Source organism: Pseudarthrobacter enclensis (assembly GCF_030811655.1).
GTDB classification, from domain to species: Bacteria; Actinomycetota; Actinomycetes; order Actinomycetales; family Micrococcaceae; genus Arthrobacter; species Arthrobacter enclensis_A.
Map to the genome: position 1 here is coordinate 45,912 of NZ_JAUSRE010000026.1, position 17,540 is coordinate 63,451.

A 17,540-nucleotide genomic window follows, 5' to 3' on the forward strand; every position below is an offset into this window, starting at 1 on the left:
CCGCACTTAATGGATCGAACGACAGGTCATGGAGGTTACGGCTTTGTGGGACTCTTTTGACTAATTTGTCACGTTCGTCCCTTGGCCGGGGGAGGAACGGGTCAGGCGTCCTTGACCTTGTCCGCAACAGGGCGGGGTTCCAGCCAGATCCGCTCGCGCGGGCCGGGTGGGTATGCGTACCTTTTCCCGGCAAGGGTGATGACAAACGCCGCCACCACCGGAATGGCTGCCGCGGCCGGAACCAACAGCGGGCCGCCCACCACCAGTGCCGCAGAACCGTACAGGGCGCCAACGGTGATGCCCAGCTGGATGGTCAGGACCGTGAGTCCGTTGGCTGCCTCGCTGTATTCGCCGCCCGCGCGGAGGATTGCCGACTGGTTGTAGATGCCGATGGCACCCAGGCCGGCTCCCCAGACGGTCATGAGCACCAAAGCCACGACGAGGTTCCCCACTGCGAAAGGCAACAGGAACATCGATGCGGCGATGGCCGCCGTCGTGAGCAGCAGTGAACGGCGGGGGCGCGAATCCACGGTGAGCCCGGCAACCCAGATGCCCAGCAGGCCGGAACCACCCAGCACCGTGAGCGAGAGGCTGGTGGCGTAATCGGGCAGGTTCGCCTCACGGATGAACGGAGCGATGTAGGTGAACAGGGCAAAGTGGGCCAGGACCAGCAGTGGCCAGGCAACGGCCACCGATTTCACGCCCGGCTGGCCGACTGCCTTGCGGAGGGAGGGGCGGGCGGCGTCGCTGATCCGCTTGACGCGGGGGAGCAGCCAGAACGCCAGGACCGTCAGGACCACACCGAATCCTGCGAGCACCAGGAATGCCGAACGCCAGCCAAGGAAACCGCCCAGGGCCGTTCCCACGGGCGCGCCGATGGCCAGGCCAAGACTGTTGCCGCTGAAGACGATCGCCAGGGCTTTGCCCACTTTGTCCGCCGGTACCACCCGGGAAACGAACGGCGCCATGGTGGTCCAGAGCAGGCCGTGCGCCAGGCCGCCCACCAGCCGGGCAACCATGGCCGCGGTAAAGTCCGGTGCCAGGCCCACCATCGCATTGCTGAGCGCGAAGGTCAGTACCAGTCCCACCAGCAGGGCATGCCGCGGAATTTTCCCCAGCAGCCGCGCCGCGGGAACCACTGTGACCACAATGACGGCGGCGTAGGCGGCGGCAAGGTAGCCGGCTACCGGCTCGGAGACGCCCAGACCGGTGCTGATCTGGGGCAGCAGCCCGGATGGGAGGAGCTCTGTGGTGATGGCGGTGAACGCAATGGTGGCAAGGACCGCCATGGCGGCGTAGGGAAAGCGGGCAGGTTCCGGCGCTGGGATCGCGGAAGACATGGCGGAGTGATCCATTCAAGGGAAAGGGGGACGGATTGCGGCTCTGCTCGCCTGCAATTCCTCCCTTAAATCTACCGGATGGAAGGACGTGTCACAGACGTGACACGTCCTTCCCCGACCGCCCTGCTGTCGTGCAGTTTCGATGCCCGCCGATCCCCGCCACCGGCGGGCACCGGTGTCCTTTGTTAGGCGTTGATCCGTGCGTCCAGCAGGCCTGCCGCCACTGCCGGGGCCAGCCCGGGCGCCAGCGGAAGGCGGGGTACCACCAGGCAGTGCCACAGGTGGTAGATATCGGCTTTGCCCGACCATACGGTGGAGCTGACATTTCCGTTCTCGTCGAGTTCCTGCTTCCAGGACCCGTGCTCGTAGTCGATGAACCAGTCCCGGGCGTGGTCCCAGATCCGCTCGTACCAGTCCGCATACTTCTTCTCTCCGGTGGCGATGTAGAGGGCTGCCGCGCCTCCGATCGCCTCTGCAGGTACCCACCGGATGCGGGTGGTGACCACCGGCTTGCCTTCCCAGTCCACGGTGTACACGAATCCGGGATGGCCGTCCGGTTCCCACGCGTCGCGGATGGCGGCGTCGAACAGGCCACGCGCGTCCTCCAGCAGCCACGCGGGGACGTCCAGGCCGCGGGCTTCGAGCCCGGCGCGGAGGTGCAGGAGCAGTCGTGCCCACTCCACCCAGTGGCCCGGGGTTCCGCCGTAGGCCCGGAACTGGCTGGCCCGGTCATCGGTGTTGTACTCCGGCATGGGGTTCCACTCGGGGTCGAAGTGCTCAAATACGCGGTAGTTGTTGTTACGCGCAAAGTGGTGGATGAGCACCTCGGCGATGTGCAGCGCCCGTTCGATCCAGCGGTTCTCCCCGGTCACGTCGGCGACAATCAGGTAGGCCTCCACCGAGTGCATGCTCGCGTTGCCGCCGCGGTATGCCTCGGTCTCGGTGAAGTCCCGGTTCCAGGAGTCGAAGCACATGTTGGCATGGTGGTCCCAGAACTTCGTGTCCGCTATCCGCAGTGCTTCGTCGAGCAGTTCCCGGGCGCCCGGGCGGCCTGCAGCGACCGCGCTGGCAGCAGCGAGGAGCACGAAGGAGTGCTGGTAGCCGGACTTGGTGTCATTTACCGGGCCGTTGGCGTCCACCTCGGCATACCAGCCGCCGAACTCGTCGTCGTGGAGGACCCCGTTGAGCGCCGCGATGCCGTGGTCCACAAGGGTGGCAGCACCGGGCCGTCCCATCAGGGCGGCGACGGCAAAACTGTGGGTCATCCGCGCGGTGATCCACAAGTGGGTTGGTTTGTCGGCGAACACCTTGCCGTAGTTGTCCAGCCAGCCGAAGCCGGTGGGGACTTTGGAAGCCTCGGCGAAACGGATCAATCGGTCCGTTTCCGCTTCAAGCCATCGTGCGTGGGCCGCACTGTCGAGCCACGTCATGTTTAGTTCCTCTCTAAGGTGCAGGTGAAATGTCGGGTCAGGCAACTGCGTCGGAGATGCCGCGGATGATGGTGGCTGCCGCCCCCAGGTAGGCCAGGATGATCAGGAGAATCTGTGCTGCCCGGGCCGGGACGTGCTTGGAGGTGAGGTCGCCCAGGACCAGGCCGGCCAGGCAGGCGACGGCGACGGCGAGCCACATCGCCAAGGGCAGCACGGGGAAGGTCGCGGGAGCCGTGATGGCCTTCGAGATCAGCGAGAACGTTCCGATGGTGAAGAAGTACGGCTGCATGGTGGCCGCGAAGGACTTGTGCTGCCACCGGGTGGCGATGGAGTACATGCTCACCGCCGGACCGCCCACGCCTGCCGCCGTATTCATGAAGCCGCTGAGGCCGCCGGCGGTCAACAGGTAGCGGCGCCGCTGGGGCAGTGTGGCGGACTTAAGGACCAGCAGGACCGTCAGCCCGACGGCGAGGATCACCCCGATGGAGATCTCCAGGACAGGTGCCGGAATGAGCCGGATCAGGATGGCTGCCGGAATGATGCCCAGCAGCGCCGAGGCCGCAAGGGCTGCGTAGCGCTTCCAATCGATGTCCTTCACCACCCGGACGATGATGGCCCCCGCCGTCACCGCGCCGCACACGTTCACCAGCACCACGCCTTCCACCGGGCCCAGGAGCAGGACCAGGAAAGGGGCTGCGACCAGCGCGAATCCCATCCCGGTGACGCGCTGCATTCCGGCACCCATGACGACGGCGGCCAATACCAGCCCGGTGGTCAGCACTTAGGGCCTCCAGGCCACGTACTGGACCTCCTCGAATTCTTCGAGGCCCAGGCTTGATCCTTCCCGGCCCAAGCCTGATTGCTTGGCGCCGCCCATCGGGGCGAAGGCAACGGAGGGCAGCGGGTCGTTCACGCCCACGATGCCGGCCTCAAGCCGCTCCGGAATCTCCCAGCCACGCTTCGGGTTGCTGCTCCAGACGTACGCAGCCAGGCCCATCTCGGTGGTGTTTGCCTTCCGGACGGCTTCTTCCTCCGAGGAGAAGGTCACGACGCCGGCCGCCGGGCCAAAGACTTCCTCGGTCACCAGGAGAGCGTCGTCGGGGACGTCGGCCAGCAGAGTGGGTGCCATAAAGGCACCTTCGCCGGGCACGGAAGTCCGCTCGGTGACCCGGCGGGCGCCGCGCTCCAGGGCATCGTCCACCAGCGCCTGGACCGCGGACACCCTGTCGGCGTCGATGACGGGACCGAGGTCCGGGACCGGTGCGCCGCCGTCGGGAACTCCGTGCCCGATGCTCATGGCATCAAAGCGGGCGCCGAGCTTCTGCGCGAACTCCTCCGCGATGCTGTCCTGGACCAGGAAGCGGTTGGCGGCCACGCAGGACTGGCCGGTGTTGCGGAGCCGGCCCAGGACGGCACCTTCGACCGCGGCGTCCAGGTCGGCGTCCTCGAAGACGATGAACGGGGCGTTGCCGCCCAGCTCCAGCAGGGGCCGGACCACGCGTTCCGACGCGGATGCCATGATCTGGCGACCCACTCCGGTGGACCCGGTGAAGCTGACGGCGCGAACCGCGGGGTGGGACATCAAGGCGCCGGTGATCTCGCGGGAGGGGCCGTGGACCAGGTTGACCACGCCTGCGGGGAAGCCTGCGTCGTGCAGGACTTCGAACAGTCCGGTGGCGGCAAGCGGGGCCTTCTCGGACACCCTGCCCACCACGGTGCAGCCGGCGGCGAGCATCGCTGCGAGCTTCCGGGCCTGGATGGAGACAGGGAAATTCCACGGTGTGAGGCTGAGGGCCACGCCGATCGGCTTGCGGCTGCTGAGGTGGCGCCGGCCCTGCAGTTCGGGCGGGCTGATGGTGCCGGTGGCGCGGCGGGCTTCCTCGGCGAACCAGCGGAAGTACTCCACCGAGAAGTCCACTTCGCCCTGCGCTTCGGGGAGCCGCTTGCCCGCTTCGAGCGCCAGGGTATGGGCGAGTTCATCGCGGCGTTCGGCCAGGAGGTCGGCTGCGGCGCGGAGCAGGTCGGCGCGGTGGCGGGCGGTGGTGCGGGACCAGCCGTCGAAGGCTTCGGCGGCGGCGTCCGCGGCCTTGGTGGCGTCCCCGGCGGATCCCCAGGCCACCTCGCCCACGGTGCTGCCGTTGCCCGGATCAGTCACGTCCCTGGCGGTTCCGGCGGTGTGCCAGGAGCCGTTGACAAGGTGCCTGGCTGATTTGAGGTTCATGGATATTGCCTTTCGTTGGGCTGGGATGGCACCGCCGGTGCCGCCCGTCGTCTTCGTACTCATCCCTTGCTTGCGCCTGCCGTGATGCCGGCCACGAAGTAGCGCTGCAGGAAGACGTAGGCCACCACCACGGGCAGGGACGCCAGGATGACGCCGGCGAACAAGAGCGGGTAGTTGGTCTGGAATTCGCCCTGGAAGCTCAGCAGTGCCAGCGGCAGGGTGCGGTTTCCGGGGGTCTGGATGAACAGCAGCGGGTAGAGGAGTTCGTTCCAGTGGATGACGAACAGGAAGATGGCGGCCGCGGCGATGGACGGTGCGGACAGCGGCAGGGCGATGGAGGAGTAGGTCTTCCACGGCCCGCTGCCATCAATGGAGGAGGCTTCGTAGAGTTCCTTGGGCAGGGTCCGCATGAACCCGCCCAGGATGAACACGGCGATGGGAAGCGTGGACACCACGTTGGCCAGAATCAGGCCGGCCAGATTGTCCAGCAGGCCCAGCCGGCCGAACAGGACGTACAAGGGCACCATGTTGGCCTGCGCCGGGATGGCCATGCCCAGGACCAGGAAGCCGAAGATGGCCCAGGACATGAACCCTTTCAGGCGGGACACCGCGTAGCCGGCCAGGCTGGCCAGGAACAGGGTGAGCGGTACGGAGATGCCGGTGACGATCACGCTGTTCATGAAGGACGAGCCCAGGTTCTGGCCGCCCACCACTTCGGTGAAGTTGTCGGGGGCGAGGGAGTGCGGCAGGCTGAAGGGCCCGGCGAACAGTTCCTGCGTGGATTTGAAACTGCCGAAGGCCACCACGGTCAGCGGAATAATGATGATGACCGCGTAAATGGCCAGGATGGCGCGGCGGCTTACTGAGGCGAGCATGCTGCTAGTCCCCCTTCGGGGTCAGCCGGAGCAGGCGGCGCTGGAGCCACGTGACCAGCGCGATCATCGCCATGAAGATGATCGACTGGGCGGCGGCGTAGCCGAACTCCGAATTGGCAAAGGTGCTGTAGATGCGGGTGGACAGGATGTCCAGCGCGGCCTTGGGCGGGTTGCCCGCGATGCCGAGGATGAGGTCGAAAGCCTTGAACGACTGCACGGTGGTGTAGGCCACCACAATGGACGTGGCCGGGGCCACGAACGGCCAGGTGATGGACTTGAACTGCTGCCATTTGTTGGCACCGTCCATCTCTGCCGCTTCGTAGAGTTCCTTGGGGATGGCCTGCAGCCCCGCGATGTAGACCACCATCATCTGGCCCGAGTGGAACCAGACCTGGGTGACGGCCACCCAGTACAGGGCCTGGGCGTCGTTGCCAAGGTAGGCGCCGCCGTCCACCCCCACCGTGCGAAGAACGGTGTTCGCCAGGCCGAAGTTGGGGTCGTAGATGAACTTCCAGATGAAGGCCACCGACACCGAGGACAGGATGGTGGGGAAGAAGAACAGGGCCCGCAGCAGGATGCTGCCCCGCGAGTTCTTGGTCAGCAGCAGCGCCAGGACCAAAGAGAACGCCGTCTGGGCGATCACCACCAGGAGCACGAACTTCAGGTTGTTGGTCAGGGCGTTGGTGAACAGCGAGTCCTTGGTGAACGCGCGGATGAAGTTATCCAGGCCCACATAGTTGAACGCGGCCGAGAAGCCGTTCCAGTCCGTGATGGCGTACTGGAAGGCCTGCAGCGTGGGCATCACCAGGAAGAAGGCGATGACGGCGACGGCGGGCAGCGGGAACAGGTACAGTGCCGGATTCACCCTGGTGGGGGAGCGGCGGCGCACTTTTGCAGGGTTTGCGGGGGTATGGCTGTCCGGCGCCTTGCGCTTGGCAGCCGTTCCGGGATGGATGCTCATAGCCGTTCGTCAACAATCTTCTGGGCGGCAGCGGCTGCCTGCTCCGGGCTGGTGCCGGAGATGACGGCCGTGGCGCTGGCCTCCACCGCGTTGCGGACATCGAGGTTATTGAACTGGAACCGGGCGGCGAGCGCTGTCTTCTTCTGCAGCCAGGGGCTCAGGCGCTTCAGGTCCGGGTTGGTGTACTCCACCTTGTCCACGGACACATGCTGGGCCGTCTGGTTGGCGTAATAGCCGGCGTTTTCCGGCTCGGAGAGGAAATCGATCCAGGCTGCCGCGGCGGCCTGGTTCTTGCTGGCCGAGTTGACGCCCAGGATGAAGGTGGCGTTGTAGGCGCCCTCATACTTGCCCTTGCCGTCGGAGGTGGTGTTGGGGAACACCAAGTCGATGGGGAACTTGGCTCCCAGGCTCCGGACGGCCGCGAGGTGGTACGAACCGGTGGCCAGCATGGCGGCCTTGCCCTGGGAGAACAGGTTCTGGGCCGGTTCAACCGCGGTGCCGGTGGCGTTGGGCTGCACGAAGGGCTTCAGGTCCTTGTACTGGTTGAGCATCCTGATGAACCAGTCGTCGGTGCACTTGAGCTTGCCCTGTTCGATCTGGGCGCACATGTCGTCCACGGGGGCGTTGTTGGCGATCATGCAGTTGAACAGCTGGCCGCCGTTTCCGACATCGCCGCCTGGCCAGGAGATGGGGATGACCCCGGCGGCGGCGAGCTTTTCGCACATGCCCAGGAAGGCGTCCCAGTTCTTCGGGGCGGTGTCCGCGCCGGCCTTGTCGAAGAGGTCCAGGTTGGCCATGGGCATGGGGAATACCACCTGGTAGGGCAGCCCCAGCTGGCTGTCGCCGTTCTGGCCGGCGGACAGGAGCCCCTTCTGGTAGTTCTTCACCGCCTGGCTGTCCTTGAGGTCGGTGTAGATCCCGGCCTCGGTGAAGTTCTTGAACTGTGCGCCGCGGAAGGTGGCGAACGCGTCGCCGATGGCGCCCCCGCGCAGCTTCTGCAGGGCCTGGGCGTTGTAGTCGTTGGAGGTGGAGATGTCCTGGGCCACCTCGACGCCATCGTGCTTTGCGGTGAAGCGCTTGATGAGTTCGTCGAACACGGCCTTGTCCTCGCCGCGCCAGTGGGCGAAGGACACCTTGCCGGTCACGGCTCCGGTGGAAGGCGCAGCCGGTCCGGTGGCCCCTCCGGGCTTGGTGGAACCGCCGGGTCCGGCGCACGCTGCGGCAGCGGCGCCAAAGCCCATGGCCCCGAGAAGGGCGACTGCCTGCCTGCGTGAAATCTGACTCACAATAATCTCCTCGTTGAGTGGTTGCTGTGCCTTGCTTGCTTACTGGTGGGCTTGCTGACTACTGGACGGGGGCCAGGCCCCCGTGACGGTGCTGTGGTGCGGCAGAAGTGCCTAGGCGTTGGTCCTTTGGGCGGACACGACGTCGTCCACCACGGCGCAGAGGCGCTGCAACCGGCGGACGGCATCGGTGGACAGGGACTTGACGACGTCGGGCTCGCCGATGCAGGACGCCCAGACGGCGCGTCCGGAGAGGAAGCCGCTGGCACCTTCCAGGCAGGCCCGCCGGACGGCGTCGGGGAAGACGTCCTCGGGAACACCGGAGGAGAGGACCACCCAGGGGCCGTCAATGGCCTTGGTCAGTTCGGCGCATGCGGCGCGGACCTCATCCTCGGAGGCCTGCCCCTTGAAGGGGACCTCGGCCTTGTAGAGGTCGGCGCCCAGGCTGCCGAGTTCCTTGGCTGCGGCCAGGATTCCGGCGTTCCAGTCGAAGTCGCCGCCGGCAAGGGGCTTGCGGGAGACGGGTTCAATGATGCTGATCAGCCCGGCGGACCGGCAGCTCTCCACGAATTCCCGGACCATCGCCACGCGGCCCTCGGAGGGCTCATCGGGCCGGTAGAGCACCAGCAGCTTGAGGGCCTTGACGCCCAGGGCCTTGTACTTGTGCGGGTCCACGAGACGGTCGATGGTCACCTCGCCCACCAGCTCGCCGTGTGCGGACTCGAAGTGGTCGGCGGAGGCAATAAGACCGCAGCTGGGATCCACCACGCCCGCTTCGATGGCCTGGTCGAGGGCGAACTGGCGGTCGATCAGGATACCCGAGGCGTAAGGGGTAAGGATCCGGGCGGCTTCGAGCTTGAAGTCGCGCAGGTCCTCGTCGGTGACGGGCTGGTCGGTGTGCTCGGCGAACATGTTCCGCATTGCTTCACGCTGGTCCACGGCGAGCATCGCAAAGGCGCCTGACGGGCGCTGGAGGGGGGAGAGGTCTGTGGGGCTCATGGGCTGCTTCTTTCAGCTGGTTCAGATGGATGCTGGGACGGAATTGATGATTTGGTGCGGGATGGCGGAGCGGCCGTCGAGGCCGCCGCACGACGCGGCGGCGGTGCGGCCGGCGAATGCGGCGGCGTCCACGAGGGGAAGGCCGGCTGCGACGGCGGCGAGCAGGGCGCCGTGGTACACATCGCCGGCCCCGAGGGTGGACACGATGGTCCCGGGGGTTGCGGGTACGTGGACGGGTTCGCCGCCCCGTTCCAAAACCCAGGCACCGTCTGAGCCAGCGGTGGCGACGACGGCGGAGGCGCCGCCGTCGAGCGCTTTCTGCAGGAGCGCTCCAGGGGAGAGGTCCTCGCCGTACTCTGCACGAAGCCTTTCAATGGTGGGGACATAGAGGGCGACGCCGCGGGGGCTGAAGTCCGGGATCGGATTGCCGGCGTCGACGCTGATGTTGAGGCGGGCGGGACGGCCGGACGCGTTAGCCACGGCGTTCCAGCCCAGGTGGTCGGTGTGGACCCACACCGCGGACTGCAGCAGCTCGAAAAAGGTGCTGCCTGCGGGGAAGCTGACCGGCGGCACCGGGCGGGTGACGATGGCCCGGCTTTCGGTGGCCCTGCTGACCACGATCACGCTGGCCCCGGTTTTGACGCCGGCGTCCCTGACCACGGCGGACGTGTCCACGCCCTCGGCCTCAAGGCCGTGGATGATGCGGTCACCTTCCTCGTCCATGCCCAGGACGCCCGCAAAGGCTGTCCTTGCCCCTGCCCGGGCCGCCGCCACAGCTGCGGTAGCCGCCGGGCCGCCACCCGCCGTCGCAAAATCCGCGGCGACCGTGCGGCTGTCCGCAGCCGGGTAATCCTGCACCAGGGCAATGGAGTCAAGAGTGGCGCATCCTACGAAGAGCAGGGTTCCAGTTGTCGGTTGGGGCACGATCCACCTCGTTGTAGTTCCGGCTGGTACTGAAGAAATATACACACGCTATGTTGGAAAAACAACACTTTCTGTATAGTTGTGTTTGGGAAGCAACGCCGCGGTCCCCCCACTCAACGTAGAGAAACGGAGCAGTTCATGTCATTGCCTACTGCGGAATCAGTACGGACAATCCGGTACGGCCTGATCGGGGCCGGCCATATGGCCCGTGAACATGTCAGGAACCTCGCCCTGATCCCGGGAAGCACGATCACCGCAGTCTCGGATCCGACGCCCTCGTCCCTGGCGGAGACGGCCAAGGAAATCGGCTATGAGGTGCAGACCTTTTCCAACCACAACGAACTGCTGGCCTCCGGCCTGGTGGATGCGCTGGTCATCGCCAGCCCCAACGACACGCACCTTGGAATCCTGAAGGACATCTTCGCCAGCGGAACCAACCTGCCCGTGCTCGTGGAAAAGCCCGTATGCACCAGCGCGGAGCAGGCCGACGAACTGGAGGCGCTCGCCGCCAATTACCCCGCTCCGGTATGGGTGGCCATGGAATACCGGTACATGCCCCCAGTCCAGGAAGTCATCCAGGCAGCGCATGGCGGCAAGCTGGGCAACATCTACATGCTCTCCATCGTGGAACACCGGTTCCCGTTCCTGCACAAGGTGGATGCATGGAACCGCTTCGCCGAGCGGACCGGCGGCACGCTGGTGGAAAAGTGCTGCCACTTCTTCGACCTGATGCGGCTGATCCTGCAGGACGAACCTGTCCGTGTTTACGCCAGCGGCGGCCACGATGTGAACCACATGGACGAGGTCTATGACGGCCGGGTCTCCGACATGGTGGACAACGCGTACGTCATCGTGGACTTCAAGGGCGGCCGCCGGGCCATGTTGGAGCTGTCCATGTTCGCTGAAGGGTCCAAGTTCCAGGAGCGCATCTCCATCGTGGGTGACGCCGCCAAGATCGAGACCCTGATCCCGGTTGCAGCCAACCACTGGATCCCCGGTGACGAGGCGGAAGCAACCGTTGAGTTCAGCCCGCGGGCCCCGCTGGGTCCGGAAAAGCATGAGGTTCCGGTGGATGAGGCCGTCCTCGCAGCAGGCGCCCACCACGGTTCCACCTACTACGAACACCTGGGCTACCGGAAGGCCATCCTGGGCGAAGGGCCGGTGGAAGTGACCGTCGCTGACGGGCTGCAGTCGGTGCGGATGGGCCTGGCGGCTGAGCGTTCTATTAAGGAAGGGCGCCCCGTGGAGCTTGCCGATGCCGCCATCGGGGTACGTTCGTAAGAAGATACATGTTGGAATTGCAACATCCCGCCAGGCGCCTGCCCGGCATATTGGGGAGGGAGAACGGCCTATGGGTACCGCACAGAAGGAAGGGCCGCTGACGCCCCGTCAGCAGACCATCCTTGATGAGCTGGGCCGGAGGGGGTTCATCTCCACGAACGATCTGGCCGTGAGGTTCTCCGTCTCTGACATGACGGTCCGGCGTGACACCCGGGTCCTGTCCAAGCGCGGGCTGGCCCGGGTGGTCCACGGCGGGGTCAGCGCCGTGGACGGCCACGGCCAGAGTGCGGACTTTGCCGCAAGGGTCCGGGAGGACTCCGACGCAAAGCTCCGCGTGGCCCGGGCCTGTGTGTCGCTGATCGGGGAACGTGACGCCATCATCCTGGATGCCGGCACCACCACGTACCAGATTGCACAGCAACTGCCCACGTCCTTTACCGGCACCATCATCACGCACTCCGTGCCCGCCCTTCAGCGCTGCCTTCAGTTGACGGCAGCGCGGACCATCTGCCTGGGCGGGGAACTGCTGCTGGACAGCCAGGCCTTTAACGGCCCCATGACCGTCGGTGCCGCCGCCGGCCTGCGGGCCAAGACAGCGTTCATCGGCGTGACCGGTATCCACGACGAGGCGTTTTACATCGAGCGGGACGTGGAGCGCGCCACTAAGATCGCCCTTATGAATTCGGCGGAACAGGTGGTGGTGGTGGCAACCCACCAGAAGATGCTGCGGTACGCGCTCGCGCGGTTGGCGGCTTTCGACGCGGTGGACCTCCTGGTGACGGATGCGCCGCCGCCACGCGAAATCGAGAACGCCCTGAGCGCCGCCAACGTGAAGCTGATGGTCGCCGCATGAGCGCCCGGCTCCGCGTGTGCCTGCCCGCCCAAAACCTGCTCGACGCACTTGCGCCCATGGACGGCGTCGAATTTGTCCTCTGGGACCTAACGGGGCCTGCTCCGGAGGGCCGGCTGGACCTGCTGGTTCCGCCCTACATGGGCAAGCCGACGGCGCTCGCCGCGCTGGAAGGCGTGGACGTCGGCCTGGTGCAGAGCCAGTCCATCGGGTACGACGGCGTCGCCTCGGTTTTGCCCGACGGTGTCACCTTCGCGAACGCGGCGGGAGTCCATGAGACGTCGACGGCGGAGCTCGCCGTGGGCATGATGGTGGCCTCCCAGCGCGGGATACCTGACTTTGTCCGGAACCAGGTGAACGGGACGTGGGACAACAGCCAGCGCCCGAGCCTTGCCGACAGGCGTGTGCTGCTGGTGGGCTACGGGGGAGTGGGCAAAGCCATCGAGGCCCGGCTCCTGCCGTTCGAAACGGAGGTCACCCGGATGGCCAGCCGTGCGCGGGAAGACGAACGCGGCACCATCTATGGGATCGACTCGCTGTATGAGCAGCTGCCGCTGCACGAGATCGTGGTGGTCAGTGTTCCCTTGAGCGAGCAGACTGGACGGCTGGTGGACGCCAAGTTCCTGGCCGCCATGCCGGACGGTGCCCTGCTGGTGAACGTGGCCCGCGGGCCGGTGGCTGACACGGACGCCTTGCTCGCCGAGACGTCTAGCGGCCGGCTTCGGGCTGCCCTGGACGTGACGGACCCGGAGCCACTGCCGGCCGACCACCCGCTGTGGACCACTCCCGGCGTCCTCATCACCCCGCATGTCGGCGGTGCCAGCTCTGCCATGTTCCCCCGCATGGTGCGCCTGCTCAGGAAGCAGATCGGGCTCCTGCAGGAGGGCAAGGACCCGGTGAATGTTGTCCTCCCTTAACGGCAGCGGTTCCCGGGCCTATGCTGGGCGCATGTCCACATCCGAGGGCCGCAGCGCCGTCATGCCCGTCTCTGCCGATGAGCCTGCAGCACGGAAGACCTGGGGTTCCTGATGGGGGCTGTGGATGATGCGCTGGCCGCACTGGACGAACCGGACCGCAGCTGCCTCCAGCGCGTGGTGCAGATCGCACGGTCCCTCGCTCCCGATGCCGCGGAGGGCATGAGCTACGGCATGCCCGCACTGAAGCTGGACGGCAAACCCCTGGTCGCGGCCGTGGCCGCAGCCACGCACCTTTCCATCTTCCCGTTCTCCTCCGCCGTGGTAGAAGCGGTGGCGGGCCGCCTGGAAGGTTACTCGCTGTCCAAGGGAACCATCCGCTTTACCGCTGACCATCCTGTGCCGGATGACGTGCTGGCGGACATCGTCAGGCTGCGGATGGCGGAAATCCGGAAGTAGGAGTCCGGGACCGCGCTGAGCAGGACTTCCGGTCCTTCCGGTTACACGGCCCGCTGCCTAGCCTGTTGCCATGGCTGACACTCTTGCATCCCTGGCGGACTCGTTCAAGAACATGGGCGTCTCGCGCGCCTACGGCACCCCTGTGAACCTGGGCGGGGAGGAGATCGTGCCGGTGGCGCTGGTGTCCTTCGGCTTCGGCGGCGGGACGGAATCAGAAGAGGGGGCCTCCGGCGGTGGAGGCGGTGGCTTCGTTGTCCCCCTTGGGGTGTACCGCACCGTCAATGGCCGGCCCGCCTTCCGCCCCAACACCATCGCCGCCCTGGTATGCCTGTTTCCGTTGGTATCCGTGGCGGCCGCTGCGGTGCGCAAAACAGTCCGCGCCGTGCGGAGGTAGCAGGCCAAAACGGCAGCAGGACGGCAAATAAATAGCCTATTCCGCTGTGTGATTTTCGGGCCCATAATGTCCTCGTAGACTTCGGGAACCCCGCGTCGATGGCTGCTGCCATGGCGGCAGGCGTGGTTCCAGGCGGCCGCCCCGGCAATCGGCGGGAAGGACGGCCACGAGGCCCGGCGGGGGACGGCCGGACTGTTTCAGGGGGAGAGCAAACGCCATCCAAGCACAAGGAGATTTGTCATGCTCAAAGATATGGAAGTCATGGCTGTTTTGCCTGCGAAGGATATTGAGCGGGCCAGGGAGTTTTATCGGGACAAATTGGGGTTTGAGCCCGAGCGGACGATGGCTGATGGCGGCCTTGTCTACCGCTGCGGGAAGGGGACATCGTTCCTGATCTACCAGACGGACAACGCCGGCTCGGCCAAGAACACGCAAATTGGCTGGGCCAGTGATGACGTTCAACGGGACGTGGATGAACTGCGGGCCCGGGGCGTGGTTTTCGAGGACTATGACATGCCTGGGCTGAAGACCGAGAACGGCATCGCAACGATGGAGGGTTACGGCCAGGCGGCATGGTTCCTGGACAGCGAGGGAAACATCCTGAACATTTCCTCGATTCCGTCTTGACCGTCAGGGCCTGCAGGCGCAGGCTCTGAAAACAACGACGACGCCGGCACGCACCGCCCAAAGCACCCGTCACCCGGGTGCGCTGCAGCGGCGGGCCGGCGCCGCCGTCGTGTGTGTCCAACGGAAAGGGAAGCGATGGGCGTGGAGAAGGCGGAACAGGCGACGAGGGGCGTCACGGTGGAATTGCTGGCAACGGTGGACCTCGCCGGCGAGATCGACGGCATGGAGGGCCGCCAACTGCGGATGAGGATGGTGACCATCGAACCCGGCGGAGTGTTCGGGCCCCTTCACGATCACGCAGGGCGGCCCGGAACGGTGTACATCCTGCAAGGGACCATCACCGACCACCGGGATGGCTTGGCCACAGAATACGGGCCGGGCGTGGGATGGCCGGAGGACCGCAACACCAACCAATGGCTGGAGAACCGCGGAACGCTCCCGGCCGTGGAGATCTCGGTGGACATCGTCACCAAGCCGGCATAGAGCGCTTTGCCTGGGGCAACCTTGTGAAGGATAGGCTGGCCGCCCTGCTCACACTGCGGGCTCCCGCCTGCCAATTGCCATCCGGACTGCGCCCCGAAAGGTGAGCCGGTTCCGCCGGGTCACCGCAACCACGGCGGCAATGCCCGCTACGAGGACAACGATCCCGCCCACCGCGACCGCCCATCGGGCGCCGAACTGGCTGCCGATCCAGCCGACCAGCGGTGAACCCACCGCGGTCCCACCCTGAAGGATGGCCAGGTACAGGGCCAGGACGCGGCCGCGGAACTGGGGCTCCACGGAGAGTTGGATGCTGGTGTTGCAGCTGTTCAGGAAGGTGATGGACGCCAGGCCCACGGGAATCAGGACGGCGGCGTAAACCCAGAACGTCGGCGCGACGCTGCCAAGGACCGTAAAGATCCCCAGCCCCAGCGCCCCGCCCAGCAGGAACCGCAGCCGGGGGCCGGATCGGCGCGCCGCGAGGAGGGCGCCTGCCAGGGTGCCCACGGCCATGATCGAGCCCAGGAGCCCGAATTCGCTGGGTCCCATGCTGAACTCTGTGGTGGCCATCAGCGAATTGATCACGGGGAAGTTCATGCCGAACGCGCCCAGGATGCCTACCAGGACCATGATCAGCATCAGGTCGGGCCTCCGGCGCACGTACCTGATTCCTTCGACGACCTGGTGCTTGTTCCGGACGCCCTTCCCGCCTGGGGCGGCCTGGGTGAGGCGGATCCTGAACAGCGAGACCAGGACGGCGGCAAAGCTCGCGGCGTTCAGAAGGAACACGGGACCGGTGCCCACCCAGGCGATGAGCACGCCGGCGATGGCCGGCCCCGTGAGCCTGGCGGTGTTGAAGGACGCCGAGTTCAGCGCCACCGCATTGGAAATGTTGTCCTGGCCCACCAGTTCGGACACAAAAGCCTGCCGGGCGGGCGCGTCCACGGCGCTCGCGACCCCCAGGCAAAACGCCGCCACGTAGGCGTGCCACAGCTGGGCCGTGCCGGTGACTACCAGGAGCCCGATGGCAAGGCCGGTGAACCCCATTGCCAGCTGCGTCCACATGAGGATGATGCGCTTGCGGTAACGGTCCGCCAGCACTCCGCCGTAGGGGCCGAACAGCAGCATGGGCAGGAACTGCAGGCCGGTGGTGAGGCCCACCGCAGCACCCGAGTGGTCGGTGAGGACGGTCAGGACCAGCCAGTCCTGGGCCACGCGCTGCATCCAGGTGCCGATGTTGGAGACAATCGCGCCGCTGGCCCAGATGCGGTAGTTGGGGTTTTCGAGAGCCCGGAACATTGCACTCATTTGCCGCTCATTTCCTGCATGATCCGGGCTGCGCGGCTGAGGACAAGCCGGTCTTCCTCGCTGAGGCCTGCCACGCGCTGGGCCAGCCAGGCGGTCCGCTGGCTTCGTGCCTCTGCCAGGACTGTCCTGCCCGCATCTGTGATGTCCACGCGGACCTGGCGGCCGTCGTCGGGATGGGTGCTCCTGGTGACGAAGCCCTGGTCCGCCAGCGCGTTGACGATCCTGGTCATGGACGGCGCCTGGACGTGCTCGCTTTCGGCGAGGGCCCGGAGCGTGCTGGGTCCGCTGCCGTTCAGGAGGGCCAGGACGGTGTACTGGCCGGGGGTGATGATCTCGCCGGTGGCTTCGACCCGGAGCCGGCGCGAGGTTCGCATGACGGCGGTGCGGAGATCGATGGCGAGGGTGTCCGGGGCGGTGGGATCTGCGGCTGGCTGGTTCTTCGTTGAGGTAGGGGACATATAAGCGGGTGCGCCTCCTGCATGCATCCTTAGCACTGCTAATTAGTTCTGCTAACTATTGTGTCCGAAATGCTTGCCCGTGGCAACGGTTTTGGGTGTGGCGTTGGCGACAGACTCAGGCAGAATAGGATCCGTGACTGGGGGCAGAGCTGACGGAAACCGAAAACCCGCGCTGACGTGGAAGAAGAAGCTGAGCCTGGCGGTGACCGTCCTGGTCCTCTGCCTGGGCCCCATCATGATCGGCGTGGGCAGCTTCATGATCAACGCAGATGCGGAGCTTGCGCGCACAGGCGTCGAGGCCACCGGGACAATCGTCCACTTCGACGACGTCACCAAGGCCTCGAACCGCCGCATCCAGGTTGACTTCGCGGCGGCGGACGGTTCGGCCCGACGGACGTTCGCGGCGGTGGACCACGACCAGCACCCAGTGGTGGGCGACGAGGCAACGGTTGTCTATGCCGGTAACGACCCCGGAAGGGCGATAGTTCTCGGCTATCAGAGTGACGGTGTGTGGTTCCGCGGTGCGGGTGTTGTCCTGACCGTGATCTTTGGCGCGATAGGCCTCCTGGCCGCCGTTCTGGCGGGAGTTGGTGCGCTGCGCCGTTTCTTCCGGAGGCGCAGCCCTAAACGCGTCGGGTGAGTGGGGGGTGCCTCTATGGTTTTCGTCAAGCCGCTGCGGGGTGGTTTCGTGGTTCCGGCTCCTGGTAGAGGGTTCCGTCTCGGAGCATGGCGAAGA

The 17,540-nt window shown here is 66.1% G+C and carries 19 protein-coding genes; 8 read left to right on the forward strand and 11 right to left on the reverse strand.

Features of this window, described 5'->3' with window-relative positions; all coding sequences use genetic code 11:
- Positions 1-101 precede the first annotated feature (101 nt).
- From J2X98_RS19465 to J2X98_RS19505, 9 genes are all read right to left on the reverse strand, one after another.
- On the reverse strand, positions 102-1,340 hold the full coding sequence (locus tag J2X98_RS19465; protein WP_307311522.1) for an MFS transporter: 1,239 nt from the start codon (positions 1,338-1,340) through the stop codon (positions 102-104).
- Positions 1,341-1,525: 185 nt separating this feature from the next.
- Positions 1,526-2,770, reverse strand: a complete 1,245-nt coding sequence (locus J2X98_RS19470) for an AGE family epimerase/isomerase (protein WP_307311525.1) — start codon at positions 2,768-2,770, stop codon at positions 1,526-1,528.
- Between the two features lie 37 nt (positions 2,771-2,807).
- Positions 2,808-3,551, reverse strand: coding sequence for a sulfite exporter TauE/SafE family protein (locus J2X98_RS19475; protein ID WP_307311527.1), 744 nt, complete (start codon positions 3,549-3,551; stop codon positions 2,808-2,810).
- Positions 3,552-4,991 carry an NAD-dependent succinate-semialdehyde dehydrogenase gene (locus tag J2X98_RS19480; RefSeq protein ID WP_307311530.1) on the reverse strand — a complete coding sequence of 480 codons (1,440 nt, stop codon included), beginning with the start codon at positions 4,989-4,991 and terminating at the stop codon, positions 3,552-3,554. It abuts the gene before it with no gap.
- A gap of 59 nt (positions 4,992-5,050) precedes the next feature.
- Entirely contained in the window at positions 5,051-5,866 is an 816-nt protein-coding gene (locus tag J2X98_RS19485; protein WP_141943284.1) for a carbohydrate ABC transporter permease, read from the reverse strand.
- Positions 5,867-5,870: 4 nt separating this feature from the next.
- Entirely contained in the window at positions 5,871-6,827 is a 957-nt protein-coding gene (locus tag J2X98_RS19490; RefSeq protein ID WP_141943282.1) for a carbohydrate ABC transporter permease, read from the reverse strand.
- Entirely contained in the window at positions 6,824-8,113 is a 1,290-nt protein-coding gene (locus tag J2X98_RS19495; RefSeq protein WP_307311534.1) for an ABC transporter substrate-binding protein, read from the reverse strand. The genes J2X98_RS19490 and J2X98_RS19495 overlap by 4 nt, the downstream gene beginning before the upstream one ends.
- A 111-nt stretch (positions 8,114-8,224) precedes the next feature.
- On the reverse strand, positions 8,225-9,109 hold the full coding sequence (locus J2X98_RS19500; RefSeq protein WP_307311537.1) for an aldolase: 885 nt from the start codon (positions 9,107-9,109) through the stop codon (positions 8,225-8,227).
- Positions 9,110-9,130: 21 nt separating this feature from the next.
- Entirely contained in the window at positions 9,131-10,033 is a 903-nt protein-coding gene (locus J2X98_RS19505; RefSeq protein ID WP_307311540.1) for a PfkB family carbohydrate kinase, read from the reverse strand.
- Positions 10,034-10,171: 138 nt separating this feature from the next.
- Between J2X98_RS19505 and J2X98_RS19510 the strand changes: the two genes are divergently transcribed.
- The 7 genes from J2X98_RS19510 to J2X98_RS19540 all read left to right on the forward strand — a co-directional run bounded on the left by J2X98_RS19510 (position 10,172) and on the right by J2X98_RS19540 (position 15,041).
- A complete protein-coding gene (locus J2X98_RS19510) occupies positions 10,172-11,314 on the forward strand; it encodes a Gfo/Idh/MocA family protein (RefSeq protein WP_141943274.1) in 1,143 nt (380 codons plus the stop codon).
- A 70-nt stretch (positions 11,315-11,384) separates the two neighbouring features.
- Positions 11,385-12,167, forward strand: a complete 783-nt coding sequence (locus J2X98_RS19515) for a DeoR/GlpR family DNA-binding transcription regulator (protein ID WP_307311544.1) — start codon at positions 11,385-11,387, stop codon at positions 12,165-12,167.
- A complete protein-coding gene (locus J2X98_RS19520; RefSeq protein WP_307311546.1) occupies positions 12,164-13,081 on the forward strand; it encodes a 2-hydroxyacid dehydrogenase in 918 nt (305 codons plus the stop codon). The genes J2X98_RS19515 and J2X98_RS19520 overlap by 4 nt, the downstream gene beginning before the upstream one ends.
- Positions 13,082-13,192: 111 nt before the next feature.
- Positions 13,193-13,537: an iron chaperone gene (locus tag J2X98_RS19525; protein ID WP_141943268.1), complete on the forward strand. Its 345-nt coding sequence runs from the start codon at positions 13,193-13,195 to the stop codon at positions 13,535-13,537.
- A gap of 70 nt (positions 13,538-13,607) precedes the next feature.
- Positions 13,608-13,931 carry a hypothetical protein gene (locus tag J2X98_RS19530; protein WP_307311551.1) on the forward strand — a complete coding sequence of 108 codons (324 nt, stop codon included), beginning with the start codon at positions 13,608-13,610 and terminating at the stop codon, positions 13,929-13,931.
- 240 nt (positions 13,932-14,171) lie between these two features.
- Positions 14,172-14,558: a VOC family protein gene (locus tag J2X98_RS19535; RefSeq protein ID WP_307311554.1), complete on the forward strand. Its 387-nt coding sequence runs from the start codon at positions 14,172-14,174 to the stop codon at positions 14,556-14,558.
- 135 nt (positions 14,559-14,693) lie between these two features.
- Positions 14,694-15,041, forward strand: a complete 348-nt coding sequence (locus tag J2X98_RS19540; protein WP_307311557.1) for a cupin domain-containing protein — start codon at positions 14,694-14,696, stop codon at positions 15,039-15,041.
- Between the two features lie 48 nt (positions 15,042-15,089).
- On the opposite strand, the gene J2X98_RS19545 is transcribed toward J2X98_RS19540, so the two are convergent.
- Positions 15,090-16,346, reverse strand: a complete 1,257-nt coding sequence (locus tag J2X98_RS19545) for an MFS transporter (protein WP_307311561.1) — start codon at positions 16,344-16,346, stop codon at positions 15,090-15,092.
- Positions 16,343-16,804, reverse strand: coding sequence for a MarR family winged helix-turn-helix transcriptional regulator (locus J2X98_RS19550; RefSeq protein WP_141943259.1), 462 nt, complete (start codon positions 16,802-16,804; stop codon positions 16,343-16,345). Before J2X98_RS19550 ends, J2X98_RS19545 begins: the two co-directional genes overlap by 4 nt.
- A gap of 133 nt (positions 16,805-16,937) precedes the next feature.
- Between J2X98_RS19550 and J2X98_RS19555 the strand changes: the two genes are divergently transcribed.
- The gene (locus J2X98_RS19555) at positions 16,938-17,444 is read left to right on the forward strand and encodes a DUF3592 domain-containing protein (protein WP_307311566.1); all 507 of its coding nucleotides are present in this window, start codon (positions 16,938-16,940) and stop codon (positions 17,442-17,444) included.
- The last annotated feature ends 96 nt before the right edge of the window (positions 17,445-17,540 follow it).

What these genes read in the sequence shown, in the direction of transcription:
- J2X98_RS19550 (WP_141943259.1), bottom strand. Translation starts at nt 16,804, where the DNA reads ATGTCCCCTACCTCAACGAAGAACCAGCCAGCCGCAGATCCCACCGCC.
- J2X98_RS19485 (WP_141943284.1), bottom strand. Translation starts at nt 5,866, where the DNA reads ATGCTCGCCTCAGTAAGCCGCCGCGCCATCCTGGCCATTTACGCGGTC.
- J2X98_RS19470 (WP_307311525.1), bottom strand. Translation starts at nt 2,770, where the DNA reads ATGACGTGGCTCGACAGTGCGGCCCACGCACGATGGCTTGAAGCGGAA.
- J2X98_RS19510 (WP_141943274.1), top strand. Translation starts at nt 10,172, where the DNA reads ATGTCATTGCCTACTGCGGAATCAGTACGGACAATCCGGTACGGCCTG.
- J2X98_RS19540 (WP_307311557.1), top strand. Translation starts at nt 14,694, where the DNA reads ATGGGCGTGGAGAAGGCGGAACAGGCGACGAGGGGCGTCACGGTGGAA.
- J2X98_RS19525 (WP_141943268.1), top strand. Translation starts at nt 13,193, where the DNA reads ATGGGGGCTGTGGATGATGCGCTGGCCGCACTGGACGAACCGGACCGC.
- J2X98_RS19490 (WP_141943282.1), bottom strand. Translation starts at nt 6,827, where the DNA reads ATGAGCATCCATCCCGGAACGGCTGCCAAGCGCAAGGCGCCGGACAGC.
- J2X98_RS19530 (WP_307311551.1), top strand. Translation starts at nt 13,608, where the DNA reads ATGGCTGACACTCTTGCATCCCTGGCGGACTCGTTCAAGAACATGGGC.
- J2X98_RS19545 (WP_307311561.1), bottom strand. Translation starts at nt 16,346, where the DNA reads ATGAGTGCAATGTTCCGGGCTCTCGAAAACCCCAACTACCGCATCTGG.
- J2X98_RS19500 (WP_307311537.1), bottom strand. Translation starts at nt 9,109, where the DNA reads ATGAGCCCCACAGACCTCTCCCCCCTCCAGCGCCCGTCAGGCGCCTTT.
- J2X98_RS19515 (WP_307311544.1), top strand. Translation starts at nt 11,385, where the DNA reads ATGGGTACCGCACAGAAGGAAGGGCCGCTGACGCCCCGTCAGCAGACC.
- J2X98_RS19535 (WP_307311554.1), top strand. Translation starts at nt 14,172, where the DNA reads ATGCTCAAAGATATGGAAGTCATGGCTGTTTTGCCTGCGAAGGATATT.
- J2X98_RS19520 (WP_307311546.1), top strand. Translation starts at nt 12,164, where the DNA reads ATGAGCGCCCGGCTCCGCGTGTGCCTGCCCGCCCAAAACCTGCTCGAC.
- J2X98_RS19465 (WP_307311522.1), bottom strand. Translation starts at nt 1,340, where the DNA reads ATGTCTTCCGCGATCCCAGCGCCGGAACCTGCCCGCTTTCCCTACGCC.
- J2X98_RS19480 (WP_307311530.1), bottom strand. Translation starts at nt 4,991, where the DNA reads ATGAACCTCAAATCAGCCAGGCACCTTGTCAACGGCTCCTGGCACACC.